Raw genomic sequence first — 26,251 nt, 5'->3', positions numbered from 1 at the left:
GGTCGTCACAATGGAGTGACGACCTTTTTACATAACTCGAATTAAAATAATACCGACAATCCATATGAAGAGAAAAAGAAACGTCATAGACCATTTATGTTCTTGCATCGTTTGTTTCAATGCCTGTGATAATTGTGTCATGTTAATTTCCGCAAGCGCTCTCCATACACTTACATCCCGATCTTTAGCAATGCGGTCTGTAACACTAATTAAAATTGTTTCGTTAGACAATTTCGTTATATAAGCAGTAATAACCGTTACCATCAAATTTATATTTCCTTCTGAAGAATCACTTTCCACTCTAGAAATAAGTGCGCTCACATCTAGTAACGGAATATGTACTTTTCTACCAAATGATAGTTGTACTTCAGCGAAATCATATGTTCCATCTAACAAAGGAAGGTCTTTTATATGCGCCTGCTTAACAAGCCCTTGTAGGCTTCTAATTACTTGTTCAAATATTTTTTCTGTTTGCTTACCTTCTCCAGATAACGTATGTAGCTTTTTAAAAAGTTGTAACACTGTATCCATCTCTTTAGAAAGCATTTCCTTCATAATCTTTCCATCACTTAAACTTGCAAGTAAAATACCTATTTCATTATTTTTCGAAATAATTTTAGACTGTCCAGTAAACACTAAATTGCTACGCTTTCGTTCTTTCTGGATTTCATGCTCCGAAATAGCTGCAGGCTGTTTTAATGGTTGTAACGCCTTATCTTCAATTGTCGTACGTTTAATCTCCATTTAAGCGCCTCCACTACTATGAAATAATTAGCCCCATTCTTTATTACTCTTTAAAACTAAAAACAGTACGAATAAACCTGACATGATAGTAAACACATCCGAAGCTTGTACTCCCTGTTCACCTTTTTCTTCTTTCTTGTCTTTTGATTCTTCTTTTTGTTCTTTCTTTTTAGAGGCAACTTGTTTGTTATTTTTCTCTTTTCGGTCCTTCGCCTTATGTACTTCCTTGTTGTCTTCGAACGGCTCTTTTATGACGTAAGTAAATTCCTCTTTCTCTTTCAACGGTTCTTTTATAAACTTATTTACTTCCTCATCTTGCTTCGGAATTTGAACAACTGGTAATTTTTCTTCTGGAAGCGGGTTTTTGACTTTCAAATCCTCTTGCTTCTCATTTTCTTTCTTATCTTCTAATTCATTTTCTAGTTTATTATCTAATTTATCTTCTTTCTCTTTCTCTTCTATCTTTTTGTCATCTTCGTTTTTTGGCGCCAAAATAGAAATGGTATATTCACTTTCCTCAACAAGTTTATTACCTGCTGCATCTATTATCTCTACATGTAATTCGTATGGCCCAGCTGGCAATTCTTCTGTTATTTCAAATATTTTTTGCCAATCCATATCATACTTGTTGTAGTCTAATAAAAACGAAAGCTCTTTATTTTCTTTCCCTTTTAATGTAACGCGCACTTCTTTTACAGCCGATTCTATATCTGACGCTTTTACTCGTATATGTATAGAATCTCCCTGTTTTCGTTCAACTAAGTTTTCTTTTACTTCATCAATAGTAACTTCCTGTAACTTTGGCAATTCTTTATCTATAGTAGGCGTTTCATTTTTAATACGAATGAGCGGGACTTTCAATTCATTTTTTATGAGGTCTTCTTTCTCATTCTCTTTGTAACTTTGAAAGAGCTGAAGATTCCAATCACCTTGCAAATCAAAATCCCCTGCTTTATAGTTAGCAACCCAGCTCTTCGTTTCTTCATCATACTCAAAAGATAGCATTCTTTCTTGCGCATATTGCTCGCCATTTTTTTGTAACTGCAATATACCTTTCATGCTTTGAATGTTTTTCCCATTTGGTTCTACAGCAATTCGCACTTCTTCGCCAACTTTAAGCTCCGGCTTATTTACTGTAACAATTCCTTGTTCCGTTTCTATCTTTCTTTCACCCAATTGTTTATTTACTACTTCTTGTTGTTCTGCTTCTTGTTGTTCTACTTCTTGTTGTTCTACTTCTTTTTGTTTCTCTTCATCTTGTTTCGTTTCCACTTGCTCTGACTTTTCTTCTTGTACATTCACTTCATTTATTTTTTGATCTGGCTCAATTTGTTCCTCAGCCTGACTTTGCAAGGGGAAGAACAAGCACACATGTATGCATAGCCAACTCATTAGAAAAAACTTTACGTTTTTCATCTACTAGTTCAAACTCCTATTTCATTGCCTTATAGTGATTTCGTCACTTTTACTCCGAAAAATCCATCTACATTTACAAGTTCACCATACGCCACTAATACATCATTTACATAAATACGAATCGGTTCATCAATATCTTCATCTAGTACAACTGCTTCATTTTCTTGTAAACTTAATATATCTTGAATCGTTTTCACTGTACTTCCAAATACAAATTTCACGTTCATTTCTACATTTTGTAGAATGGACGTGTCCATATATACTGGCTCCATTTGTTTTACTTCTTTAAATTCAATAGGTTGCACAACTGGTTCTACAATTTTTTCTTCTTCAATTTCTTCTGTTGCAATCTCTTCTTCCACCATTGGATACAGAAGTCGCCTTACCATTTCTTTCGCTTCATAAATTGGCAAAATTTGATACATTTTCGATTGAAGCAGATCGCCAATTTCAAGATTGAACGTAATTTGAACGAGTTCGTCCACTTCCATTGACTCTCCCAAATACTCCATTTCTTCTTTTAACGTTACAAATTTAACATTTGGCGGCGTCATGTCCATTTTTTCTTGAAACATTTCTGACATCGCCGTAGCAGCATGCCCCATCATTTGGTTCATAATCTCTTTAATACCGCTCAGTTCTAATTCAGTCAACTCTTTTTCCGGATCAACTTCCCCTGTTCCCATCATCATTAAATCTACCATTGTTAAGGCGACATCTTTTGTAAATACGAATACATTCTCATTCTTTAGCCCTTCAACAAAGTCGACATTTAAAATAACAAATGGTACTGGTACTCCATCATAATGCCGAACATTGATTGCTTCCACATTTGGTGTACTAATTGTAACTGGCTGATTTAAAAGCGTTGACAATACTGTTGAAGCGGAACCAATTGAAATATTTGCAATTTCACCAAGCACATCTTTCTCTTCTTGTGTTAAATGCTCTTTTTCAACTTCTTCTACAATCTCAGTTTCCACTACTTCTGCTGTCTCGTCTTTTTCTTCTACTCCACCAGATAATTGCATTAATTTATTTACCATTTGTTTCGCATGCTCAACAGAAACAATTTGTACAAGTTTAGAGTTTACAAGATTATCTATCTTTAAATCAAACGACACTTTAACAATCGTATGATTTCCATCGATTTCAGAGATTTTCTCCATTTCTTCTGATAACTTTACAACTTTAATCGTCGGCGGAGACATATCTACTGTATCTTGGAAGAATTCCGACATAGATGTAGCTGCGAATCCCATCATTTGATTCATCGCTTCTTGTACAGCACTTAGCTCTAATTCACCAAGTTCTTTTCCGTCCTCCACCTCGCCTGTTCCCATCATCATTAAATCAGCAATAGACAATGCAACATCTTGCTTAAGGACAAGAAGGTTTTCCATATCTAATCCTTTTGTAAAGTGAATGTTTAATACAACATGTGGAACTTCGACATCTCTTGAATCATATAAATCTACCAACTCTATGCGAGGAGCAGTAATGCTTACTTGCCTATTTAAAATTGTTGATAATACAGTCGAAGCTGAACCAAATGATATATTTGCAATTTCGCCAAGAATATCGCATTCTTGAGGCGTTAAATGCTCATTTTCTTTTTCTAGCACAATCGTGCTCGTATCCCCTTTTGTGTGTTGCTCAGGCATTTTCCCTGCCTCCTCATTTCTGTTTTTCTATCAAATGATATAAACTCTCATTTGATTTTAGCAAACTTATTATATAAAACGTTAATATGTATTTATTGCCATTATTAGAGTAGTAACGATTAGTCAAAAAGCTCCCCACTTGTATACAATTGGGGAGCTTTCCTTCATTCCTATTATAAACCTTCTGGGTTTAAAATGAGGACCACTCGTCCATCACCGAGAATCGTCGCACCAGAGAAATAATTAGAACTCTCTGCAAAGAAGTCACCTAATGACTTTAAGACTATTTCTCTTTGACCGATAATTGTGTTTACAATAAGTCCATAGCTGCGATGTGTATTACGAACAATTAACACAGGAACCATTTGACCATCATATGACGCAAACGCCTCATCTACTGTTTTTTCACCAAATACAGTACTTAAATGTTTCACTTCAATAATTTGATTACGATAATTTAACACATCTTTTCCTTGTAAGGATTGGATGTCTTCTTTCTTAATTCGAATTGCTTCAACGATATTTCCAAGAGGTAAAGCATAACGCTTATCATTCGTTTGAATAAGCATAGATTGAATAATAGACAACGTTAACGGAAGTTCAATTCTAAATGTACTTCCCTTTCCTTCCTCAGAATCAATAATTAAATGTCCACCTAAACTATGAATCGTATGTTTTACAACATCTAATCCGACACCGCGTCCAGAAAGATCTGATACAACTTCAGCTGTACTAAATCCTGGTTGGAAAATAAGATCAAACACTTCACGATCTGTTAATCTATTCGCATCTGCTTCAGTTACAACGCCATTTTTAATCGCTTTTTCTAATACTTTCCCTTTATTAATACCGTTTCCATCATCCGTAATTTGAATAACGACATGATTTCCACTATGAAAAGCTTCTAATTTAATAGTACCTGTCTCATTTTTACCTGCATCACGTCGTTTTTCAACAGTTTCAACACCGTGATCGATTGCATTTCGAATTAAATGAACGAGCGGATCACCGATTTCATCAATAACAATTTTATCTACTTCAGTATCTTCACCTGTAATTTGTAAATCGATTTTTTTCCCTAAATCTTTCGCTAACATACGTACCATACGCGGGAAACGATTGAACACAGTTTCAATTGGCACCATACGCATATTTAATAGTACATTTTGAATATCTTTTGAAATATCGCCTAATCGATTTAAATGTTCAATTAGTTCCTTGTTTTGAATCGTTTGAGCCAATTCATCAATGCGCCCACGTTCAATTACACTTTCTTCAAACATATTCATTAATCTTTCAATTTTCTCTAATTGAACACGAATTGAACGATTCTCCACTTTAGCATTTTTCGTTTTTGTAGTACTTTTAGCTGGCTGATTCGTTGCCACTATCGGTGATTCTACCTGCGTAGCCACAGCTGGTTGTAGCGTTTCTTCTACTTGCACAACTTCTTGTGTAACGACTTTTTTAGAAGCTACTTCCCTCGATATAGGTTCTCCTTGCTTTACTTCCACTTTCTCAATTTCAGAAACATGAAGTACTACTTGTTTCAATTCTTCTATACTACAATCCGTATCCATAAATACTGTAAATTCAAATCCGAAAGCATCTGCTTCAATTTCTTCAATACTCGGAGCTGTTTTTTGTATATTCCCCACATTTTGTAATGCTTCAATACACATAATGGCACGTACTGCTTTTAAAATTGCTTGCTGTTCAACTGTTATATGCACTGCATGCGAAACTGCATCATCGTTGTCTATATGATTTTGCTCTATATGTTCCGTAGTAGTTTCTACATTACCGTTCAATAATGCTTCTAATTTCTGTTTAGTTGAGACTACATCAATATTGCCCATTCCACCTTGTTGCACATCTGCAACCATCTTCTCCAAATTATCAATGCACTCAAAAATCACATCAATAATATCCGCATTTACAACTATATTCCCATGACGAATTTCATCTAACACATTTTCCATCTTATGTGTTAAATCAGCCATCTCCGTAAATTCCATACTCGCAGACATACCTTTGAATGTATGAGCGGAGCGGAATATTTCTCCTACAACATCCATATCAGCAGGATTTTGCTCTAACACTAGCACATTTTCATTTAGCGACTGTAAATGTTCTTCTGACTCTTCAAAAAATATATTTAATAGATCTGTTTGCATTTTTATCCCCTACCTGTCTAACAAACATTTCATTTATGTATAACAATTTAGTGTTTTATAATGAGAAAAAAGGGGGCCACACGTCGATCCGCTATCACTGTTTTGATTCCTTGTGGCACCCCTTCTATATTAACTATTTGCTACTTTTGTTAAAGCTTCAATTACACGATCCGCTTGGAATGGCTTTACAATAAAGTCTTTTGCCCCGCCCTTAATTGCATCTAATACCATACCTTGTTGTCCCATTGCAGAACAAATAACAACCTTTGCACTTGAATCAATTTTAATAATTTCTTTTAATGCTTCAAGCCCATCCATTTCTGGCATAGTAATATCTAATGTTACAATATCAGGTTGAAGTTCTTTATACTTTTGAATTGCTTCTACCCCATTCTCTGCTTCGCCAATAACTTCAAATTCAGCATTACTTTTTAATAAGTTTTTAATCATCGTTCGCATAAACATCGCATCGTCTACTACTAAAATTTTATGTGCCATTCTTTTTAATTCTCTCCTTCTATGCATAAATATATCTTAATATTTCACCTTATCATTCTCACTCATTATACAAAATAAAATGATAAAATTTAATATTTTTTTAAAAGAATTTTCGTATTTTTATTATTTTATTATTAAAATAATAATATACTACTCTTTTATATAAATAACAACGCGACGGTTTTTTTCCCAGTTTTGCGGTGAATCATTTGGTACAATTGGCTTTGTGTCTGCATATCCTACCGCAGCTAGCCTTTTATCATCCACATTATACACTTCAATTAAATGGTGAATCATATTTGCCGCTCGTGCTGAAGATAACTCCCAATTTGAAGGGAATTTCTCGTTATGAATAGGTCTACTATCTGTATGTCCCTCTACAACAATTGGGTTAGGTACGGATTGAAAAAATCCAACTAATTGACTTATTATCCCTTTCGCTTCGGGCTTAACGTTTGCATCGCCTGTATCAAATATTAAATTATCTACTATAACGACGCTTACCCCTGTATCCTCTCGATATACATTCACTTGACTAATACCGTTATTATCTACATACGCTTTTAACTTCTTATATAATTCATCCATTCTCTTTTTTGAGATCATCTTTTCATCATTTTTTTCATGTGAAATATCCGGTATTGTATTTTCCATTACTTTTGCATCTACTTGCCCCGTATCACTAAACTTTTCAAGCATCTTTGACAATTTTACTGCATCTTGCTTTGATGTAGCAACTAGTAATACAAAGAAAGTTAATAATAACATTGTTAAATCTGTAAAAGTCGTCATCCAACGAGGCGATCCCTTTTGCGGTCCTTTACTCATCATACCACTCCTTGAAATATTAGGCTGCTCCTTTTACCTTTTTTACCTTTGTTTCGTATACGTATGTATCCAGTTTCAACTTTAATTTAGAAGGGATTTGTCCACGATACAATTCTGAAATTGCTTCTATTACAAACTTCTTCTCTGTATATAAATCTTCAATACCACGATATACTTTTTCCGCAAGAGGGATTGCAATCATATTCGCAAGTACGGACCCATATAATGTCGTTAACATCGCAACTGCCATCCCTGTACCAATTTGCGATGTATCTTGTAAGTTTTGGAGCATAATGATAAGACCGATTAACGTACCAATCATTCCCCAAGCTGGAGCAAAATCACCAATTTTATCTAATAATGCTGCTCCTTTTCTTAACTCATACACTTCCGTTTCAATATCTTTCAGTAACACTTCTTTTAATTCATCTTCATCGTAACCGCTTAACATTAATCGAATTCCTTTTTGAATAAAAGGATTGTCTACTTGCTCTCCATCAACCTCTAAAGAAAGCAAGCCATGCTTTTTAGACTTTTTCGAAAAATCGACAAACAAATCCGTTAACTGTTCTAAATCTTCTTCTCTTCTATGTAAAACAGTAAAAATGCTTTTCGTATATTTTTTTATTTCTCCAAATCGATATGCCACAACAATTGTCGCTGTTGTTCCCCCTATGACAATTAAAATAGATGAAACATCTAAAAAGTTTTTAAAAGCTTTTATTCCACCGCCGCCAAGCATAATTGCTGCTATCACTATAATGAAACCTACTATAATGCCCACTGGGCTAGAAATATCAAACTTCCTTTTTCTTCTTTGTGGTCTAGCTAATACTTGATTTTTCTCTCCCATATTTCTGCCCTTTCCTTTCCATTTTTATATAACATTTTTTTATTTTAATAATACGTTTTCACATATAACATGTATTATACGCTTATCATCTGTTTATCGCAATATACTCATGAAATTGACACATTTCATTTCTATATTAGAATTATAGTATGGATAAATGAGGAGGATCACGATGGAACACAACATTTTACAAGTCATTGCATTAGCAGAAAAACTAAAATATGAAATGCGACATAGCTGGCTTTCTAACGGACGTCAAGAAAGTGTTGCCGAACATACATGGCGTATGTCTCTAATGGCTATTTTAGTTGAACCTTATTTGGATCAAAAAGTAAATATTGAGAAATTACTTAAGATGGTTATTATTCACGACCTAGTCGAAGCCGAAGCTGGTGATATCCCTGCTTTTGATACGATGAATAGTCACGAATTACAACTACAAAAACAAAAAAATGAACTAGAAGCTATTTTAAATATTAAACAAACATTAACAAGTTCTCTCGGTGAGGAATTATATGACTTATGGATGGAGTTTGAAGCGAAAGAAACGTACGAAGCAAAAGTTGCTAATGCACTCGATAAACTTGAGGTGAAAATCCAACATAACGAAGCTGATATTGATACGTGGTTACCAATTGAACATAAAATGACATTCCAAGTAGCAAAGCATACAAACTTTGATTCTTTCCTATCTAAATTACAAAAAATTATTGAACAAGATGGAGAAAAGAAGTTAATTGCTGCCGGTATTGATGTTGAGGCATGCAAGCAATAATGAAATAAGACACTCAACAAGAGTGTCTTATTTCATTATTGTTGATATAGCCTGCTTATAAATAAGCTGTTGTTTTCCATCCACTAATATTAAAACTGTAAATTTATCTACTCCAACAACTTCTCCTACTATTCTAACGCCACTCTTTAAGAAAATTGTAACTGTACCTTTTTCTTCTTTTATTTGTTTATACAATTCTTCCTGTAAATGTTCCAATTACTGTCCTCTCCTTCTCGTGAAACATCTTAATATAAAAAACTATAAATTTTTTATTTATGCACTTTGTCTTTTCCATTCATAAACTTATTAATTAGTATATCTAAATCTCGGCTAAATAACAAAACTTTATCATGATCCAATCCGTGTCTCGCAACAAGTTGAATTAACTCTTTCTTTTTGTTTTCTATTTTATTTTGTAATTGTCCCATCTCCATCTCTATACTAAAACTCCCTTTTCCCATAATATTACTTGTAAAATTATAGTACATATTCTCTCATAAAAAAATAAAAAAATGGTTTTTTTTACAATTTTTTATTTTTTTATGCCTAAATTACGAATCACGTAAAGGTTCATTTACAAATCACTAACATACAATCCTAATGAATCTACAGGCATTTGTCTAATTATAAATGAGACTGGCTCGTTTTCTATACAAAAAACATACTGTATATAGTAGTCCATGAACCATATAGATTAACTTACTAAAAAGGAGGAAAACATATGAGTTATGGTGGAAGTTGCGCTGGTTTCGGCGGTGGATTTGCTTTGCTTATCGTACTATTCATCCTTCTAATCATCATCGGATGTAGCTGTTGGGGTGGCGGCGGATACGGATATTAATATATCCTATCCTTGACAAATGAACTAAAAACTATAGAAAAACAGCTCATATTTGAGCTGTTTTTTTTCATACTTTCGTATGAATTTATATCCCTCTTATTTGCGATTTCAACTAACAAAATATCGTTTAATATGGAATAAGAAACATTTTTCACTGATATAAAAGATCGTTATACATACATATTACAAACAAAAATTATTTTAACATTAATTCTTGTCGGCATTTCATGGGGCATTATTGGAGGGGCTTATCAGCTACTCCTAACGATCTATGCCGAGAGAATTTTCCACACTAACATTGGAATTTTATATACAGTTCAAGGCATTGGGCTTATGATTGGAAGCCTCCTCGTTAATCTTTATATGTCTCATAATAAAGAAAAAATGAAAAAAGTATTCGGTTGAGCCTAATTATTACAAGGAATTTTCTTTCTCGGATTCATTCTATCCGATCAACTTATTATCGGTATCGTTACTTTATTCTGTATGCGCATAGCAGGAGGAATCCTCGTTCCACTTGATACGACATTACTTCAAACTTACACACACGAAAATATGATGGGTAAAGTTTTTTCATTCCATTATTCCGTTTACGGATCTCTTATTCAGTTATCTATGTTTTTTACAGGAGGGCTGTTAGAAATTCTTTCTCCTCAAATAATTGGCAGTTTATTAGCTACATGCTGTATTTTTGTAAATTTTATATGGCTTTTCTTGTTTATCGCGGGGATCTCAGTGAATAATCTAATGATAATCAATAGATTATTCACTGAGATCCCATTCATTATTTGTTTCCCAATAATAAAATTGCTTAAAAATGTCAGTCTAATTTTTTAGTTAATGATCCTTATATGGCAACACTATTTGAGAAAAAACTAGATATTTATGTTAAAATATAAATAAGTTTGTGAAAGTTTGCACTTAAATAAGAGACTTCAACTAGTTAAACTGGATTAAAGAGGAGGGCTGTTTTGGGTATCACATTCATTTTCATATGTATTATATTAGTGGCTTCTATTCTGCAAGCAAGTACAGGTTTTGGCTTTTCCATAATGGCAACCCCTTTCTTACTTATGTTATTTTTACCACAAGAAGCTATACAAATAAACATTATTTTATCTTTAATTATCTCCATTTCACTCATTTGGAAAATAAGAATGGACGTTGATTTTGTTCTACTGAAAAGGTTTATTTTGGGAAGTATAGTTGGTGTACCTTTTGGTATTTTAATCTTCATTTCCGTTAACATAAACACTTTTAAATTAGCAGTTAGCATCCTACTCTTACTATTAACATTGTTGCTAATATGCAACGTTAAGGTTAGATCAACACAATCTAGAGATTTCATAGTTGGCGGATTATCTGGTCTTTTAACGACAAGTATCGGTATGCCAGGTCCACCCCTGTTACTTTATTTTACAGGAACTAATACTGAAAAAGAGAAGTTAAGAGCAACTACATTAGCTTTTTATCTGTTTATATATTTCATTAGTCTAGTAACTCAAATACTCTTTACTGGCACAAACAAAACCATTTGGGAATCAAGTTTTTATGCCATTCCAATTATATTTTTAGGTTTGTTTATAGGTCAAATTATTTTTAAATGGCTTAATCAACGGATTTTTAAAATATTTACGTATATCCTTTTAAGTTGTACGGGTATGTATCTTCTTATTGAAAGTTTGCATTTATTATAGAAGTTGCTTTAGGTTATGCATTAAGAATTAGGTTTCGAATGAAATATCATGATATATTTTTAAACGTGATAACGATAAAAAGCGGCTATTATGCCGCTTTTTATCATTATCAAATTGGTCGATATTAAACCAAATGACAGTAAATACATCGTTATAACAATCATCCACATATTGTTTTTCAATAGGGGTACTTAATGATTTATGAATAATGTACAAAATTAATTTTCCATATTGATCAATCACTTCTTTCAAAGCATCTTGATCATGTTTTTTCATAGCTATAATTAAATCCTCTTCAGAATTGAAAATCATAAGCATCTTCCTTCCTCAGCTCCCCTTTAGCAGCTGCTTTTACTTACTATTGGCATTTCATTCTCTTTTTCTATCACTTTTGTAAAAAATTATTAATTTTTATTTCTATGTATATGATAACAAACAAAATACCTAAGTTCAGAAAGAATAAAGAACTTAGGTATTTCTCCTTCCAAAAAAGGCAAACCCACATCACAGGTTTGCCTCTTTACTCACTTCTTATTTAATCCTTTTTCACTTAAAAACTCTTTCATATGCATTCTTTTTTCTTTAGACATAAACGAACTCATTGATTCTGTCCATGTTACGTTTTTCTTGTTTGATGGTCTTTCTTTATAATACGCGTTCATCGTTTCATCATATTCGTTTAGTAATTCATCATATTTTTGTTCATCATATCCATTTTCATGAAGAACTGCTGCTACTGGTAAACGTGGTTTAACTCCATGTTCTTCATCTGGTACACCGACTGTCATTCCAAATACAGGATATACTTTATCCGGTAAATGAAGCAATTCGCTCACTTCTCTCGGATTATTACGAATACCACCAATATAACAAATACCGTATCCTAATGATTCTGCTGCTAGTGCTAAGTTTTGCGCAAAAAGGGAAGCATCTACCGTCGCAACGATAAAGTCTTCTACTCCCTCATGCTTTATCTCTGTACTATGTTTTTCACATGCAATTTCAAGTCGTTTTAAATCTGCACAACAAACAAAAAATGCTGCACAGTCCTTCACATGGCGATTTCCGGATAGCTCTGCTAGTTTAGCCTTTAATTCCTGATCTGTTACATATATAACAGAATACGCCTGTACAAAATGTGATGAAGCTGCATGTTGCGCAGCATGCACCATCTTTTCTACTACATCTTTCGGAATTGATTCTTCTTTATATTTACGAACTGAAACATGTTGCTCCATCTTATGTATCATCTCATTCATGAAAATCACTCCTTTTTTCTCTTCATAATGAAAAATTAACATACCTTTTTCAATATTCACAACTTATAAGCACAAAAAGAGCAATTCTTTTTGAATTGCTCTTTTTTAAAACGTTTATCAATACGGTAAATGAAATTATACTTATCTTATTACGCCGTTTTCAAAACTTTAATACCTCTGACGATATTCCAAATAAAGTAATAAATTCCTACAAGAATGAACACTGCATATGTGATAATCATTCCAATTCCAGCACCGTCAGATTGATCGAAACCTAAACCGTACATTCCTGATACTGCTAGTCCTCCAAATAAGATTGCGTATGGGAAAACATGTGACCAAAATGCTTTTTTCGCGTGATACTTCACTTCATCTTCTGCAACAAAGTACACGATAATTGGTAGTAAAAATGGTGCAAAAAATATACTAAAGTAACATAACGAAGATAAAATATTATTTCCTTTCATCCGATTCACCTCTAAATAGTTTTTGTTACCTTCATTATGTCAGGAAACCATTCTAGAAACTATCGCTTTACCTTTCACGAACGTGACATATTTGTAAGATTTCCCTCTAAAATAATCCCGCCTGAAATTTCAGGCAGGATTATTTTCTCTATATTCGATTCATAAACCAATATTGTGTAATTGCTAAATATTCACGTACATTCGATGGAATGATGATTGGTTTCGGTGTTTTTGCCGGAAGACCTTCTAATTGTAAACCTTGTTTGGCCGCTATTTTTTTCGCTCTAAACATATGAAAATCGTTTGTTACGATCATACCTTTTTTCATATCGGCTGGTATTAACGGTTTTGAGAATGTAATGTTCTCATCTGTGCTCGTAGATTTGTCCTCCATTATAATACGGTCTTCTGCGATGTTTTGTTTTATTAATCCTTGTTTCATTGCTAATGCTTCTGAAATGTCTTCACCTTTTCCTTGTCCGCCAGATACAATAGCAATTGTTTTCTCATGTGATTTTAAATATTCAGCTGCTTTATCAATACGATATTGCAATGAATAAGATGGTTTCGTCCCATTTACTTTCGATCCTAGTACAATTATGTAGTCAGCATCGTAGGTTGCATTCATATGCCCATGCTTATAAATGTGATATTGTAAAAAACCCATATACACGGCGCAAATCATTATGACAACTAAAATGCACTTCATTATTTTCTTCTTTCTCATATTCATATACTCCTATTTTCTTTTACTTCCTTCATGATAATATCCATTTATTTGTTTGTATACAGACAGATTTCAATAAACCCTAATTTATCCTCTGAAAGGTAATATTTATATTACTTTCGGGAATAGTAAGTACAACTTTACACGAAGGAGTGTCTCTATTGCTTCTCTTTTTATGTAACGTGTCGTTCTTTTTTATCTTATTTTTACTATCGCTTAAGTTACTCGGTAAATCCGCGTTAGCACAACTAACTCCTCATGATTTTGGGGCTATAATTTTTTTATCTTATTTAGCTTTCCAGGCCATACCCGTCTCTGGTGCTTTACAAGCATTTCTCGGTATGGTTGTTATCACATGTTTACATTTACTCCTTACAAAATTAAGCCTATTTAACAAACTAAATCGCTTTATTCTCGGACACCCTATCATTTTAATTAAACATGGTGATATTATTTTTGAGAACTTACAAAAAAGTAGATACCCCATTGCAGAACTCCTTTCTAATCTTCGCGTTGCAGGTTATCCAAGTGTTCATGAAATTGAATACGCTATTTTAGAAGCAAACGGCGCTATTAGTATTTTACCAAAAAGAGAACTTGTACCATTAACTCCAAAAGATTTAAACATAGATGTTAAGTATGCTGGGTTACCAATTGCCCTTATCGTCGATTCACAAATTCAATATGATAACTTAAAGTTAATACATAAAAATGAAAAATGGTTATATAAAGAATTAAAAGAAAAAGGAATTACAAATATTAAAAACGTTGCCTTTGCTTCTGTTCAAGAAACGGATGGATCTTTTGCGATTAGTTTAAAGGAATAAAAAATCCCCTTAATTGCTTAAGGGGATTTTCTTCATCATATCGCTTCTTTCTCTCCTGCCATATTTAATGGAACAGGATGTTTTATACGATTCATCGTAAATACGATAATCGCTGTCATTACTTCCGCAACTGGCATAACGAGCCAAATTCCGTTTATCCCAAATAATTTTGGCATAATCCATAACAATGGAAGAATAAATAGTAATCCTCGGCTCATTATAATAAGTACTGATTTCTTCGTTTGTCGCACTGATTGGAAGTACTCTCCATACACAATGTTATAACCTAAAAATACGTATTGGATAAAGAATAAACTAATACCTGTTAAGGTTAACTCCAATAATTCTGGAGATTGAACATCAAATAAACCAATGATATATTTCCCGAAGAATAATCCGACAATTATCGCAACGCCTCCGAGGACAACTGCAATTTTCACAGCAAACTTCAATCCTTCACGCAATCTTTCTGATAAGTTTGCACCATAATGGAAACTAGCAATTGGTTGCAATGCAGCACCTACACCGAAGAATAATAGTAATGTCATTGCATGAATACTATTCACCATCGCATAGGAAGCTACTCCTACTTCTCCTGCATATTGGACGAATGCGATATTAAAACCAATCGTTACGATTGCAACCGTACTTTCTGCTGTAAAACTTGGGAAACCAATCACCATAATTTGTTTGACAGTATCCCAGTCAAAATGGAATTTCGTCCACTTTAAGATACTACTTTTTCTAAAGAAATGAGTTAATAATACAAGGAAACCAATCGCTGCCGAAAGAATAGTCGCTGAAGCAGCACCTGTTACGCCCCATCCAAAAATAAAAATAAAGATGTAGTCAAACACGATATTTAATACAGCCGTTACAACAAGACCTGCCATCGCTAAATTAGGATTTCCATCATTTCGAATAAATGTGCTTAAAATATTTTCTAAAACGTATATCATTCCAAATGTTAATAATACGTGTAAATAGTCTAATGCATACGGTAAAATCACTTCATTTGCACCAAATAAGTATGCTAAATCTTCTATTCTCCATAAGCAAATAGCTGCTAAAACACCTACGATAACAACTGCTACCGTCATTGATTGAGTAAAAATAGACCTTGCTCTCTCTCGTTTATTTTCACCTAATGCAATGGAATATAACGTTGCCCCGCCCATTCCAATCCATAATGAAATAGAGAAGAAAATCGAAAAGGCTGGAATAGCCACGTTCACTCCTGCTAAACCGTTCGCCCCAACTCCTCTACTAATCATAACCGCATCAATTACAATATTCACTGACATTAATACCATTCCGAGGACGGCTGGTATTAAATAAGAAATAAATAAACTTTTAATTGGTTTTTCTCTTAATTTTTCTGTTGCTTCCATACTCTAATATGCTCCTTTTTTTCAACTCTCTTTTCTTAGTTTAAACCTTCAAGTAACTTTAAGGTCAATAGAGAATTGAAAAATAAGTAACTTAATTATCGTGTTTGATCCTCATTTGTAATTATACGAGTCTTACAACTTATTGCTTTATTTTTTCATTATAGGAATTTGAATTTCTGTTACTTGCTCCTCAGGATCTTCTGTTACAGACCAATCAATCAATCCAATCTCAATCGAATCTCCATGTACTTCGTAACCTTCTTTATCAATGTATGTAAGTAACTCCTTGTACGTTGCATCTGTTTCTTCATATGGTCCATGATGATAAGAACAAGCATATAAACCTTCTTTAATTTCATCTGAAGTATGCACTTCATACGGCATATAATCCAAAAGAATAAATACACTGCTATATGCTTGAAACTCATTTTGCATTAATCCTTTTTTCGCAACAGTTACACCAATATCTCCAGAAAATAAACTATCATCCATTTGCCTCATATTTTTTTGCAACGAATGGATGTAGTACTCAAACATATCATCCGTCGTATTCGGGGCAACCGCAATTGCTGTAATTTTCCGCTGCGGGATCTCTTTAATTACCATTTGTTCAGCTTTTGCTTTTGTTGCTTCCTTAATTAAATGAATTCTATGCTCCATTTTCGCCAAAGCATACTCAATTTCTCTTTGTTTTTTCAACATCATTTCTTGTTGTTTTTCCAGTAAATTGAGTGCGTATGCTGGATTTCTTTCATCAATATATTTCTTAATTTCCTTTAACGGAATATTTAACTGGCGTAAAAATTTAATCGTATCTAATAGTGAAAATTGATCGATTGTGTAATAACGATAATTTGTTTGCGGGTCCACAGTGGACGGATGAAAAATTCCCTTCTCATCATAATAGCGTAAAGTTGATTCCGCTATATTATGCATTTTTGCCATTTCTCCAATTGTAAAGCGTTTATTTAATAACATCTTTTATTTCCTTCCATTTCTATTTATTTCATTATATGTTCATTTTGTCTTCAAAACAAAAAAGAATTCCCATACGAGAATTCTTTTTTTACTATTAAACCTCTATTATTATAGGAAGAATCATCGGCTTTCGTTTTGTATTTGTATATATATACCTCCCTAACGCTTCTCTTACCTCCCTTTTCAAAATACCCCAGCTATTCACATTCTCTTTCTTTAAATTATTAATTGTAATAACAGCTAATTTATTTAATTCTCTTAAAAATTCTTCTGAATCACGAACATAGACAAATCCACGAGAAATAATATCAGGACCTGAAATTATTTCTCCATCCACTTTATTAAAAGTAATAACTATAACGAGCATTCCATCTTCTGAAAGTTGTTTACGATCACGTAATAATGCATTTCCAACATCTCCAATTCCTAATCCATCTACATATATATTTCCTGCCTGTATTCTTCTAGATTGAATTGCCACTTCATTACTTATATCTACAACATCTCCATTACGTACGATAAAGATATTTTCCTTTTCAATACCAATTGATTCTGCTAACAAACTATGGTGATGTAGCATTCTAAACTCTCCATGAATTGGAATAAAATATTTTGGCTTCATTAATGTAAGCATTAACTTCAACTCTTCTTGATATGCATGACCGGATACATGCACTCCAGTAGAACTACCTGATCCGTAAATCACCTTTGCTCCTAATGCAAATAAATTATCGATAATTCGAGAAACATTACGTTCATTTCCTGGGATAGGGGTCGCGGCTATAATAACCGTATCTTCTGGTAAAATATCCACTTGTCTATAGTTTCCACTAGCTAAACGCGCTAAAGCTGCCATTGGTTCTCCTTGACTTCCTGTACAAAGTAATGCAACCTGCTTTGGATCTAAACGATTTACCTCATTTGCTTCAATTAACATGCCGTCTGGAATATGTAAATATCCTTTCTCTAGAGCAACTTCTACTACATTTACCATACTTCTCCCGAGCAAAGCCAATTTTCGATTTGTTTTTATACATGCTTCAACTATTTGCTGAACACGATTCACATTAGAAGCAAACGTAGAAATAATTACTTTTCTATTTGCTTTCATAAATATTTCCTCTATCCGTTCTCCTACTGACCTTTCTGATGGAGTAAAACCTGGGCGTTCTGCATTTGTGCTTTCAGATAATAAAGCTAGTACACCTTCACTTCCTATTTTAGCCATTTTATGAATATCAGGATGTTGATTATTTACTGGTGTTAAATCAAATTTAAAATCACCTGTATGTACTACAGTACCTTCTGGTGTATGAAAAACAATACCGAGACAATCCGGAATACTGTGGTTCGTTTAAAAAAAGGTTGCCTTAATAGAACCACAATCAATTTCTGATTCTGAATGAATAACGATTAATTCCGTATCATTTTGAAGATTGTGTTCCTTTAATTTAATTTCAATTAAACCTAACGTTAACTTTGTTGCATAGATTGGTACATTTAGTTGTTTTAAAAAATATGGTATTCCGCCAATATGGTCCTCATGCCCGTGCGTTACTACTAAACCGCGAATTTTTTCTTTATTTTCTTGTAAATATGTGACGTCTGGAATTATTAAATCAATCCCTAATAAACTTTCATCTGGAAATTTAGACCCACAATCAATGACGACAATATCATTTTCATATTGGATAGCATACATATTTTTTCCTATTTCATTTACTCCACCTAAAGCAACAATAGACAAGTTATTTTTTAATGAATTCAAATGATAAAACCTCCTTTTCACATTTATAATTCGTGAAATAGCATTTAGGCTTTATTATTTGTAATGAAAAAGGACTTCATACTATTTTATACATATAAAATTCACACGCTACTCTTACACCTATATCTCAATAAGACAGCTTCTTCCCCAAAAAGCTCCCATTTTTTCATTGATTTTTTATAAAATCTATTATATATTAATTACAGGTTCAAATTACGAGTTCAAAAGAACTTGTAATCAGACCCTTTTGTTTAATGGGTTTTACATATTTTCATTAGGCAAATTCCGAGAAATCGTATGATAAAATTAAAAATGACGAGGAGAGGATCAGATGGAATTCGAATTTTTCTTTCAAATTGCACTTATTTTATTAAGTACAAAGCTTGCTGGTGATCTTAGTGTTAGATTAGGTCAACCTTCTGTGCTAGGTAAATTAATTGTCGGTATCGTTATCGGCCCAGCTATATTAGGTTGGATTGAAAATTCAGAGCTTCTAACTCAATTAAGTAATGTCGGTGTTATTCTTTTAATGTTTATGGCAGGACTTGAAACAGACTTAGATGAATTAAACGCAAATCGCAATTCTTCTTTAGCAGTTGCACTCGGGGGTATCATTCTTCCATTCGTAGGTGGTTACGTTTCCGGTCTTGTTATGGGAATGGAACAAGGAAACGCTGTATTCTTAGGGTTACTTCTATGTGCGACAAGTGTTAGTATTTCCGTACAAACACTTCGTGATTTAGGTAAAATGAAAACACGTGAAAGTACGACGATGCTTGGAGCCGCTGTATTTGATGACATTCTTGTTGTTATTTTATTAGCATTCGCAATGAGCTTCTTAGGCACAGATGATGTTAACTTAACAATGGTTATCTTGAAGAAAGTAGTATTCTTCGCTTCTATTATTTTAATCGGATGGAAAGGTGTACCAGTGATTATGCGCTGGTTATCACCACTACGCGTATCTGAGTCTATCGTGAGCGCAGCTCTTATCATCTGTTTCTCATTCGCATATTTCGGCGAATTATTAGGAATTGCTGGTATTATCGGTGCTTTCGCTGCTGGTATTGCAATTTCTCAAACAAACTACAAACATGAAGTAGAAAAGAAAGTAGAACCAATTGCTTACGCTATGTTCGTTCCAGTATTCTTCGTTAGTATCGGTATGAATATTACATTTGACGGTATTGGCAATCAAATTTGGTTCATCCTAGCATTAACAGTAATCGCTGTATTAACAAAACTAATTGGTTGTGGTGTTGGTGCACGCATGACTGGATTTGATGCAAAGTCTTCTGCAATTATCGGTTCTGGTATGGTTTCTCGTGGTGAAGTTGCACTTATCATCGCAGGAACAGGACTCTCTTCAGGTCTATTAGCACAAGATTACTTTACAGCAATCGTTATTGTCGTTATTTTAACTACAATGATTACACCACCAATGTTAAAATACACTTTTGGTGCTAAAGATAAAGCAATGAATGAAAGCAAGTAAATAAGTTTACTATAATAAAAGGAGATTGCTATCTTATAAAATAGCAATCTCCTTTTTGTTTTACCCTTAAACAATCTCGTTCTTTTTTAACCATTTTTCAAAAATAATTCGTGCTTCTTCATCATCGATATCATTACTAAATGAATACACCTTAATGCCATAATCATCTATATATTCGCCTAGTTTCATTTCCTCCACTTTCTTATAAAAACCGTCTACCTCATAGTGCGGAAGATAAGCATCCCAAACTGGTTCATTTATTCTTTTGTACGCCGTCACTTCTAAATCATATCCATCTTCATAATATCCGATGTGATAATGTTTGTTCGGATCATATTTCTCCATTAAAAGTCCCCTCCTACTAAACAAAAGCGAGCCTTATATTACAGCTCGCTCCTCTCTCTATTTATTAAATACGTTCCATCGCCGTCTTCAACGTTCCAACAACAAAGGCAATTTCTTCACTTGAAATAATAAGCGGCGGTGCTAATGTTAAGACGTTATTATATCCTGCTGTTGTCATACCGTTGCGTCCTATAATTAAGCCCTTTTCTTTACAAGCATTTACGACACTTGCAATTTTGTCGTTATCAATTGGCTCTTTCGTCTCTTTATCATTTACTAGTTCGATTCCAACTAATAGACCTTTTCCTCTAATATTCCCAACAAGCGGATGTTCTCCAATTTCATCTTTTAGTTGCTCTAATAAAAGGGAACCCATTTGCGCAGATCGCTCGATTAAATTTTCATTTTCCATAATCTCTAAGTTTTTAAGTGCTAATGCACAAGCTGCTGGATTTCCACCAAATGTATTAATATGTCGGAAGAATTCATACTCTCCCTTCCCTTTAAATGCTTCATATATTTCTTTTTTCACAGCTGTTGCAGATAATGGTAAATATGCGCTCGTAATGCCTTTTGCCATCGTAATAATATCTGGCTTCACATCATAATTCATAAATCCAAATGCTTTTCCTGTACGACCGAAGCCGCAAATCACTTCATCACTAATAAGCAAGGCACCGTGTTTTTGACACGTCTCATGAACAGCTTTCATATAGTCTTGTGGTGGCATTAAAATGCCCCCACCTGTAATAATTGGTTCCATAATAAAAGCGGCAATTGTTTCACTTAATTCCCACGTCATAACACGATCGACTTCTTTCACACATTCTACATCATAAATATGCTGCCCTTCAATCCCAGGCATACGGTAACAATCCGGTGGTGTTACGTGTAAAAAGCCTGAAGCAAACGGCTCATATTGATATCTACGCTGCGCTTGTCCCGTCGCTGCCATTGTCGCCATTGTATTCCCGTGATACCCACGATAACGTGACATAAATTTATAACGATGTGGTTCACCTTTTTGCGCATAGTATTGCCTTGCTATTTTAAAAGCTGTTTCGTTCGCTTCTGAACCACTATTTGAGAAGAAAATAACATACTCTCCCCCAAGCCACTCATTTAACTTTTCAGCAAGCTTTATAGCTGGTTCATGAGATTGTGACATCGGAAAGTATGATAATGTTTGTAATTGCTTATAAGCCGCTTCTGCGAGCTCCTTTCTTCCATATCCACTATTCACACACCAAAGACCACTCATACCATCTAAATATCTTTTTCCTTGTATATCTTCAACCCAGCACCCTTCAGCTTTTGCCCCTACCATTGTACTATTTGGACTAAAGGGACGCATTCCGTGCCAAACATATTGCTCATCTTTTGCTAATAATTCATCAGTTTGCTTCGTTTTCATCATTACTTCCACCTTCCATAACAACTTATTTTTCACAAAAGCTGCGCTGGTGCCATGATGACTTAAATTTCTCCCTGCTATTTTCATTCCACAAAATTAAGACAAATCCTACTTACAAATCAGTAATATTTACAAGAAAATGACAAAAGAAAAAAGAGCTTTTCTTATCTATCGAAAAGCTCCTCTTTTATTTAATGTGAAGACGCATCACTAATACCGTGACCAGTATTAGATTTCACAAGAATTTCATCAAATTTCGCTGCATCTTCTTTCTTACTAGATAAAACAGTTCCTAAATATGCTGCAAGAAATCCGAGCGGAATTGAAATAATTCCTGGTGTCGTATATGGGAATATCGCTTCCCCAACAAAAATAGCTTTTCCAGCTACAGGGTTCCAAACATTCGGACTCAACGCTACGAGAACAATTGCTGATACGAGCCCTACAATCATACCGGAAATAGCACCCGTTGTATTAAAACGCTTCCAATATATTGTAAATAAAATCACTGGTAGATTTGCACTCGCTGCAACTGCAAATGCTAATGATACTAAAAATGCTACGTTTAATGTTTGGGCAAATAATGCAAGTATGATAGATAGTATCGCTACGCCAATAGATGCATACCGAGCCATAGATACTTGCTCTTTTTCTGTTGATTTCCCTTTGCGAATGATCTCATTATAAAAATCATGAGCGAATGCTGATGCTGCCGTTAATACGAGACCTGCCACTACAGCCAAAATTGTTGCAAAAGCAATTGCTGATACGAAAGCAAATAAGAAATCTCCACCTAACGCTTTTGCTAATAAAGGTGCCGCCATATTACCAGCTGGGTTCGCTTTAATAATCGCTTCATTTCCTACAAAAGCCGCCGCACCAAATCCTAAGAAAATCGTCATAATATAAAATGCACCAATTAACCACGTCGCATATACGACAGATTGACGTGCAGTTTTTGCATCACGTACTGTAAAAAAGCGGACAAGTATATGTGGTAATCCAGCTGTACCAAGTACTAGTCCTAAATTTAAAGAAAGTGTATCAAGACCATCCTTATACTTTACACCTGGATTTAAAAATGAATCTTTTAATGGTGTAGCTGTTTTCATTTGAGCGAACATTTCAGTCACGCTGAAGTTGAATTTTGCGAAAACGATAACAGAAATAATAAACGTACCAGCCATAAGTAATACAGCCTTTACAATTTGTACCCAGCTCGTTGCTGTCATACCACCAAAAATAACATACACCGTCATAAGTGTTCCAACGATTAATACAGATGTCGTATATTCAATTCCTAATAATAATTTAATAAGTGCACCCGCGCCAACTAATTGTGCAATCATATAAAAGATAGAAATCGTCATCGTATTAAGAGCTGCGACTCCGCGAACTTTTTTCGCATCAAAGCGTGCTGCAATCATATCCGCCAAAGTGTACTTTCCTAAATTTCTAAGCGGTTCTGCAACAAGATATAGTACAACTAAATAAGCAACTAAAAAACCGATACTATAAAAGAATCCATCAAACCCAGTTAATGCGATTGCTCCGGCTATACCAAGAAATGAAGCAGCAGACATATAATCTCCAGCAATGGCCAGACCATTTTGCCAACCAGTTAATCCCCCTCCAGCCGTATAAAATTCACTCGCATTTTTCGTTTTTTTCGATGCAAAATAGGTTATGACAAGCGTACCAAGAACAATAATTAAAAATAGTGCAAACGCAGTAGTATTCAAGTTCAGCCCCTCCCTTTTTGCATATCTTGCAGAATTTTTCGGGAGATTTCATCAAATGATTCTGCTTTTTTGCTATAAATCATACATAGTGCCCATGTCATGATAAATTGGGAAAAAGCAAATACCCACGCCCATGTAACGTCACCAAATGCAGGTGTATTGAGCACCTTTGAATACGATGTTAAAATAGGTAATGCGATAAAAAAACTAAAAAAGAAAATACTCATTGGAATGATAAACTTCTTTTTCGTATTTAATAACAATTGAAATTCTTCCGACTGAACGACCTCTGTATAATTCACCTCATTTTGCAACTTACGTGCTGACGTATCATCTCGTTTCATTAACCGATCCCCTCTCTTACTTGAAATGCACTTCCCCCTTGCATACCTAAAGACTAAATTTTATAAATATTCAGAAACCTATACTTATTGTAGACAATCCGTGCATTCATGCAAAGATTTTTTGATAGACATTTTTCGGCAATTTCCCCTAAATTTTTAATATACTTTTTCAACATAAAGTGACACCTTACTTATTTTTTCCTCATTAAGACAAAAGCAGTGCTTAACGCACTACTTTTGTCTTTTTTTCCTTTTCTAAATTACGAGCTGTTTCGCTTAACTCAACCTCTTTTCCGTCTTTAAGTGTTCCAAATATAAAATCGAATACTGGATTTGAAACACCGAACCAAAACTTTTCGTTTTTATAATGGTGTAATATATGTTGTTTTTTTAGCCATCTTCCAAACTTAGTGACGGGACGAATCGGTCTATGGGCAATATAATGTTTCCATTCGTAAACGAGCAGCATAATAATCATTCCGATTCCAAATGAAAGTGTAATAGTAAGACTTTTTGTAATACCATATGCTATAAGTAAATATATAGTAAAACTAGGTATACTAAACCATACAGGTAAAAACAAAAGTTTTAAATCATCTGGATATACGTGGTGATCATAATGTAATCTTCTTAACATTTTTAATAGAAATGTGTTTTTAGGTGGCTTTATATGGAATAAAAAACGATGTGTCATATATTCATTCAGTGTATAGAAAACAATTCCAAACATACATGCTAACATGCCAAACCACGTTAAAAATTGCATTTTTAAAATAATAATGAAAATAAATAGAATGCTATACATAATGACGATATCATATTGTAAAAAGAACTCTTTCCCCACTTTCTTCATCTTGTTTCCCCCTTTTCCAAAAAAACAGCCGCAACATATCGTTACGACTATTTCTTTTCTATTCTTATTCTATTCACTTTACAAATTTGCCTGCTGTTCTATTGTCGAGAAAAAATTGTTTGGTCCAAATATATTTTGCTTTGGAATAATATGTTCCACTGCAAACACTGTTACTTCTCCTCTTTGCACTTCTCCAATAATGAGACCAAATATTTGATGATTTACTGCAAACGTCGGTTGCTTTGTTTGTAGCAATCTTGCAGCATTATGAAATACTGCTTCATATAGTGGATTTCTATCAGTAATTTCTTTTCGAATTTTTGGCGCTAACGTAATTATAATTTCTTTTCCGTCAATAGTGGTTCGATACATAAAAATCTCCCCTTCAATCTTATGTGAACAACTGTAAAGCTTTGTATGCAAAATGTATAGAGTAACCTACTAAAATAATACCTGCTCCGGCTGTTATGTAGCCAAGCGCTTTTGGTTTTAATAAAGTTCTTCCAAAATGTACAGAAAAAGCAATATTTAAATTCCATAAAATAATACCTGCAATAATGCAAAGACTGTACAAAAAAGCTTCTTGTTTCGTTACCTTCGTAAGTAATGAGCTAAGTGTACTTCCGTATATACCAAACCAAAAAACAAGATTTAATGGATTGGATATCGCAATTAAAAATCCTGCCATAAACGATTGCTTAAGACCACCTACCTCTTCTTTTTTATATTCCATGTTTGAGTGGGAAATTCCTTGTTTTACACTTTGAAATCCTAAATAAAATAACAAGAAAAAACCCGTGCAATACATGAAGGCTTGTACATATGTATACATAAACACAGAAGATAAACCGAAATAAATGAGAAGCATAAATAAAACATCTGCAGTCATTCCACCAATTCCAACAACCCAAGCATGCCAAAACCCACGTTCAATTCCTCGTTTTAACATTTCAATATTAATCGGCCCTACTGGCGCAGCTAATGAAATACCTAATACGATTTGCTGTATAATTGCTCCAATCATCGCTCTATCCTTTCTACTCTCTTTACTACTAGTTAATGATGTAATTTGAAAAAATAGACTAGCTTTCATAATAAAATACCCTTTTTTATCCAAAATATACAAAAGAGCCATCTAGGTGATGGCT

At 33.9% G+C, this 26,251-nt stretch carries 27 protein-coding genes and 2 pseudogenes; 6 read left to right on the top strand and 23 right to left on the bottom strand.

Features of this window, described 5'->3' with window-relative positions; translation table 11 throughout:
• Positions 1–27 precede the first annotated feature (27 nt).
• The 7 genes from ASE54_RS01725 to ASE54_RS01695 all read right to left on the bottom strand — a co-directional run bounded on the left by ASE54_RS01725 (position 28) and on the right by ASE54_RS01695 (position 8,180).
• The gene (locus tag ASE54_RS01725) at positions 28–744 is read right to left on the bottom strand and encodes a hypothetical protein (RefSeq protein ID WP_000403948.1); all 717 of its coding nucleotides are present in this window, start codon (positions 742–744) and stop codon (positions 28–30) included.
• A gap of 27 nt (positions 745–771) precedes the next feature.
• Positions 772–2,160, bottom strand: coding sequence for a hypothetical protein (locus ASE54_RS01720; protein WP_000800060.1), 1,389 nt, complete (start codon positions 2,158–2,160; stop codon positions 772–774).
• 29 nt (positions 2,161–2,189) lie between these two features.
• Positions 2,190–3,824 (bottom strand): flagellar motor switch protein, encoded by a 1,635-nt coding sequence (locus ASE54_RS01715; RefSeq protein WP_001115008.1) that lies wholly within the window; start codon positions 3,822–3,824, stop codon positions 2,190–2,192.
• 173 nt (positions 3,825–3,997) lie between these two features.
• Complete coding sequence (locus ASE54_RS01710; RefSeq protein WP_001192626.1) at positions 3,998–6,001, bottom strand: chemotaxis protein CheA; 2,004 nt, start codon at positions 5,999–6,001, stop codon at positions 3,998–4,000.
• A gap of 129 nt (positions 6,002–6,130) precedes the next feature.
• Positions 6,131–6,499, bottom strand: a complete 369-nt coding sequence (locus tag ASE54_RS01705; RefSeq protein WP_000940568.1) for a response regulator — start codon at positions 6,497–6,499, stop codon at positions 6,131–6,133.
• Positions 6,500–6,649: 150 nt separating this feature from the next.
• Positions 6,650–7,327 carry an OmpA family protein gene (locus ASE54_RS01700; protein WP_000033627.1) on the bottom strand — a complete coding sequence of 226 codons (678 nt, stop codon included), beginning with the start codon at positions 7,325–7,327 and terminating at the stop codon, positions 6,650–6,652.
• A gap of 19 nt (positions 7,328–7,346) precedes the next feature.
• Complete coding sequence (locus ASE54_RS01695; RefSeq protein ID WP_000504191.1) at positions 7,347–8,180, bottom strand: flagellar motor protein MotP; 834 nt, start codon at positions 8,178–8,180, stop codon at positions 7,347–7,349.
• 172 nt (positions 8,181–8,352) lie between these two features.
• Here ASE54_RS01695 and ASE54_RS01690 point away from each other — a divergent pair, with 172 nt between their 5' ends.
• Entirely contained in the window at positions 8,353–8,955 is a 603-nt protein-coding gene (locus ASE54_RS01690; RefSeq protein WP_000400770.1) for an HD domain-containing protein, read from the top strand.
• A 27-nt stretch (positions 8,956–8,982) separates the two neighbouring features.
• On the opposite strand, the gene hfq is transcribed toward ASE54_RS01690, so the two are convergent.
• Positions 8,983–9,171, bottom strand: coding sequence for an RNA chaperone Hfq (gene hfq / locus ASE54_RS01685; RefSeq protein WP_000400665.1), 189 nt, complete (start codon positions 9,169–9,171; stop codon positions 8,983–8,985).
• Between the two features lie 53 nt (positions 9,172–9,224).
• A complete protein-coding gene (locus tag ASE54_RS01680) occupies positions 9,225–9,443 on the bottom strand; it encodes an aspartyl-phosphate phosphatase Spo0E family protein (protein WP_000291690.1) in 219 nt (72 codons plus the stop codon).
• Positions 9,444–9,676: 233 nt separating this feature from the next.
• Between ASE54_RS01680 and ASE54_RS33425 the strand changes: the two genes are divergently transcribed.
• The 3 genes and pseudogenes from ASE54_RS33425 to ASE54_RS01675 all read left to right on the top strand — a co-directional run bounded on the left by ASE54_RS33425 (position 9,677) and on the right by ASE54_RS01675 (position 11,493).
• Positions 9,677–9,796: a YjcZ family sporulation protein gene (locus ASE54_RS33425; protein WP_000120179.1), complete on the top strand. Its 120-nt coding sequence runs from the start codon at positions 9,677–9,679 to the stop codon at positions 9,794–9,796.
• Between the two features lie 123 nt (positions 9,797–9,919).
• A pseudogene (locus ASE54_RS33420) lies at positions 9,920–10,516 on the top strand (MFS transporter); the annotation flags it as partial.
• A gap of 251 nt (positions 10,517–10,767) precedes the next feature.
• The gene (locus ASE54_RS01675; RefSeq protein ID WP_000513089.1) at positions 10,768–11,493 is read left to right on the top strand and encodes a sulfite exporter TauE/SafE family protein; all 726 of its coding nucleotides are present in this window, start codon (positions 10,768–10,770) and stop codon (positions 11,491–11,493) included.
• Between the two features lie 27 nt (positions 11,494–11,520).
• Here the strand turns inward: ASE54_RS01675 and ASE54_RS01670 are convergent, their stop codons facing one another.
• The 4 genes from ASE54_RS01670 to ASE54_RS01655 all read right to left on the bottom strand — a co-directional run bounded on the left by ASE54_RS01670 (position 11,521) and on the right by ASE54_RS01655 (position 13,946).
• Positions 11,521–11,805, bottom strand: a complete 285-nt coding sequence (locus ASE54_RS01670; RefSeq protein ID WP_000577072.1) for a hypothetical protein — start codon at positions 11,803–11,805, stop codon at positions 11,521–11,523.
• Positions 11,806–12,017: 212 nt separating this feature from the next.
• The gene (nfsA, locus tag ASE54_RS01665; RefSeq protein WP_001004530.1) at positions 12,018–12,752 is read right to left on the bottom strand and encodes an oxygen-insensitive NADPH nitroreductase; all 735 of its coding nucleotides are present in this window, start codon (positions 12,750–12,752) and stop codon (positions 12,018–12,020) included.
• A 149-nt stretch (positions 12,753–12,901) separates the two neighbouring features.
• A complete protein-coding gene (locus ASE54_RS01660; RefSeq protein WP_000678054.1) occupies positions 12,902–13,219 on the bottom strand; it encodes a DUF4870 domain-containing protein in 318 nt (105 codons plus the stop codon).
• A gap of 148 nt (positions 13,220–13,367) precedes the next feature.
• Complete coding sequence (locus ASE54_RS01655; RefSeq protein ID WP_001227671.1) at positions 13,368–13,946, bottom strand: YdcF family protein; 579 nt, start codon at positions 13,944–13,946, stop codon at positions 13,368–13,370.
• Positions 13,947–14,107: 161 nt separating this feature from the next.
• Between ASE54_RS01655 and ASE54_RS01650 the strand changes: the two genes are divergently transcribed.
• The gene (locus tag ASE54_RS01650) at positions 14,108–14,773 is read left to right on the top strand and encodes a DUF421 domain-containing protein (RefSeq protein ID WP_000923923.1); all 666 of its coding nucleotides are present in this window, start codon (positions 14,108–14,110) and stop codon (positions 14,771–14,773) included.
• Positions 14,774–14,808: 35 nt separating this feature from the next.
• Here ASE54_RS01650 and ASE54_RS01645 read toward each other — a convergent pair whose 3' ends face one another.
• From ASE54_RS01645 to ASE54_RS01635, 3 genes and pseudogenes are all read right to left on the bottom strand, one after another.
• Positions 14,809–16,164 carry an MATE family efflux transporter gene (locus ASE54_RS01645; protein ID WP_000388395.1) on the bottom strand — a complete coding sequence of 452 codons (1,356 nt, stop codon included), beginning with the start codon at positions 16,162–16,164 and terminating at the stop codon, positions 14,809–14,811.
• A gap of 147 nt (positions 16,165–16,311) precedes the next feature.
• Positions 16,312–17,142, bottom strand: coding sequence for a MerR family transcriptional regulator (locus ASE54_RS01640; RefSeq protein WP_000925950.1), 831 nt, complete (start codon positions 17,140–17,142; stop codon positions 16,312–16,314).
• Positions 17,143–17,236: 94 nt separating this feature from the next.
• A pseudogene (locus tag ASE54_RS01635) lies at positions 17,237–18,910 on the bottom strand (ribonuclease J).
• A gap of 331 nt (positions 18,911–19,241) precedes the next feature.
• Here ASE54_RS01635 and ASE54_RS01630 point away from each other — a divergent pair.
• Positions 19,242–20,405: a monovalent cation:proton antiporter-2 (CPA2) family protein gene (locus ASE54_RS01630; protein ID WP_000393876.1), complete on the top strand. Its 1,164-nt coding sequence runs from the start codon at positions 19,242–19,244 to the stop codon at positions 20,403–20,405.
• A gap of 66 nt (positions 20,406–20,471) precedes the next feature.
• On the opposite strand, the gene ASE54_RS01625 is transcribed toward ASE54_RS01630, so the two are convergent.
• From ASE54_RS01625 to ASE54_RS01595, 7 genes are all read right to left on the bottom strand, one after another.
• On the bottom strand, positions 20,472–20,750 hold the full coding sequence (locus tag ASE54_RS01625; protein WP_000417071.1) for a DUF3986 family protein: 279 nt from the start codon (positions 20,748–20,750) through the stop codon (positions 20,472–20,474).
• A gap of 64 nt (positions 20,751–20,814) precedes the next feature.
• Positions 20,815–22,164, bottom strand: coding sequence for an aspartate aminotransferase family protein (locus ASE54_RS01620; protein ID WP_000850964.1), 1,350 nt, complete (start codon positions 22,162–22,164; stop codon positions 20,815–20,817).
• Between the two features lie 191 nt (positions 22,165–22,355).
• A complete protein-coding gene (locus tag ASE54_RS01615; RefSeq protein ID WP_001098235.1) occupies positions 22,356–23,906 on the bottom strand; it encodes a sodium/solute symporter in 1,551 nt (516 codons plus the stop codon).
• Positions 23,907–23,908: 2 nt separating this feature from the next.
• A complete protein-coding gene (locus ASE54_RS01610) occupies positions 23,909–24,250 on the bottom strand; it encodes a DUF485 domain-containing protein (protein ID WP_000817366.1) in 342 nt (113 codons plus the stop codon).
• Positions 24,251–24,473: 223 nt separating this feature from the next.
• Positions 24,474–25,103, bottom strand: a complete 630-nt coding sequence (locus ASE54_RS01605) for a sterol desaturase family protein (RefSeq protein ID WP_000755405.1) — start codon at positions 25,101–25,103, stop codon at positions 24,474–24,476.
• A gap of 78 nt (positions 25,104–25,181) precedes the next feature.
• Positions 25,182–25,475, bottom strand: coding sequence for a hypothetical protein (locus tag ASE54_RS01600; protein ID WP_000286367.1), 294 nt, complete (start codon positions 25,473–25,475; stop codon positions 25,182–25,184).
• Between the two features lie 19 nt (positions 25,476–25,494).
• Complete coding sequence (locus ASE54_RS01595; protein WP_001196842.1) at positions 25,495–26,238, bottom strand: LysE family transporter; 744 nt, start codon at positions 26,236–26,238, stop codon at positions 25,495–25,497.
• Positions 26,239–26,251 lie beyond the last annotated feature (13 nt).

It is taken from the genome of Bacillus sp. Root131, assembly GCF_001429475.1.
Taxonomy (GTDB): Bacteria; Bacillota; Bacilli; order Bacillales; family Bacillaceae_G; genus Bacillus_A; species Bacillus_A thuringiensis_S.
This window is presented reverse-complemented; position numbering and strand designations above follow the sequence as displayed.

Coding starts and splice junctions, on each gene's coding strand:
- nfsA (WP_001004530.1), bottom strand. CDS start 12,752: ATGAATGAGATGATACATAAGATGGAGCAACATGTTTCAGTTCGTAAA.
- ASE54_RS01605 (WP_000755405.1), bottom strand. CDS start 25,103: ATGAAGAAAGTGGGGAAAGAGTTCTTTTTACAATATGATATCGTCATT.
- ASE54_RS01640 (WP_000925950.1), bottom strand. CDS start 17,142: ATGTTATTAAATAAACGCTTTACAATTGGAGAAATGGCAAAAATGCAT.
- ASE54_RS01645 (WP_000388395.1), bottom strand. CDS start 16,164: ATGGAAGCAACAGAAAAATTAAGAGAAAAACCAATTAAAAGTTTATTT.
- ASE54_RS01695 (WP_000504191.1), bottom strand. CDS start 8,180: ATGGGAGAGAAAAATCAAGTATTAGCTAGACCACAAAGAAGAAAAAGG.
- ASE54_RS01625 (WP_000417071.1), bottom strand. CDS start 20,750: ATGGAGAAATATGATCCGAACAAACATTATCACATCGGATATTATGAA.
- ASE54_RS01720 (WP_000800060.1), bottom strand. CDS start 2,160: ATGAAAAACGTAAAGTTTTTTCTAATGAGTTGGCTATGCATACATGTG.
- ASE54_RS01705 (WP_000940568.1), bottom strand. CDS start 6,499: ATGGCACATAAAATTTTAGTAGTAGACGATGCGATGTTTATGCGAACG.
- ASE54_RS01690 (WP_000400770.1), top strand. CDS start 8,353: ATGGAACACAACATTTTACAAGTCATTGCATTAGCAGAAAAACTAAAA.
- ASE54_RS01660 (WP_000678054.1), bottom strand. CDS start 13,219: ATGAAAGGAAATAATATTTTATCTTCGTTATGTTACTTTAGTATATTT.
- ASE54_RS01655 (WP_001227671.1), bottom strand. CDS start 13,946: ATGAGAAAGAAGAAAATAATGAAGTGCATTTTAGTTGTCATAATGATT.
- ASE54_RS01715 (WP_001115008.1), bottom strand. CDS start 3,824: ATGCCTGAGCAACACACAAAAGGGGATACGAGCACGATTGTGCTAGAA.
- ASE54_RS01600 (WP_000286367.1), bottom strand. CDS start 25,475: ATGTATCGAACCACTATTGACGGAAAAGAAATTATAATTACGTTAGCG.
- ASE54_RS01725 (WP_000403948.1), bottom strand. CDS start 744: ATGGAGATTAAACGTACGACAATTGAAGATAAGGCGTTACAACCATTA.
- ASE54_RS01595 (WP_001196842.1), bottom strand. CDS start 26,238: ATGGCTCTTTTGTATATTTTGGATAAAAAAGGGTATTTTATTATGAAA.
- ASE54_RS01670 (WP_000577072.1), bottom strand. CDS start 11,805: ATGATTTTCAATTCTGAAGAGGATTTAATTATAGCTATGAAAAAACAT.
- ASE54_RS01680 (WP_000291690.1), bottom strand. CDS start 9,443: ATGTACTATAATTTTACAAGTAATATTATGGGAAAAGGGAGTTTTAGT.
- ASE54_RS01710 (WP_001192626.1), bottom strand. CDS start 6,001: ATGCAAACAGATCTATTAAATATATTTTTTGAAGAGTCAGAAGAACAT.
- ASE54_RS01620 (WP_000850964.1), bottom strand. CDS start 22,164: ATGAAAACGAAGCAAACTGATGAATTATTAGCAAAAGATGAGCAATAT.
- ASE54_RS01700 (WP_000033627.1), bottom strand. CDS start 7,327: ATGAGTAAAGGACCGCAAAAGGGATCGCCTCGTTGGATGACGACTTTT.
- ASE54_RS01610 (WP_000817366.1), bottom strand. CDS start 24,250: ATGAAACGAGATGATACGTCAGCACGTAAGTTGCAAAATGAGGTGAAT.
- ASE54_RS33425 (WP_000120179.1), top strand. CDS start 9,677: ATGAGTTATGGTGGAAGTTGCGCTGGTTTCGGCGGTGGATTTGCTTTG.
- ASE54_RS01630 (WP_000393876.1), top strand. CDS start 19,242: ATGGAATTCGAATTTTTCTTTCAAATTGCACTTATTTTATTAAGTACA.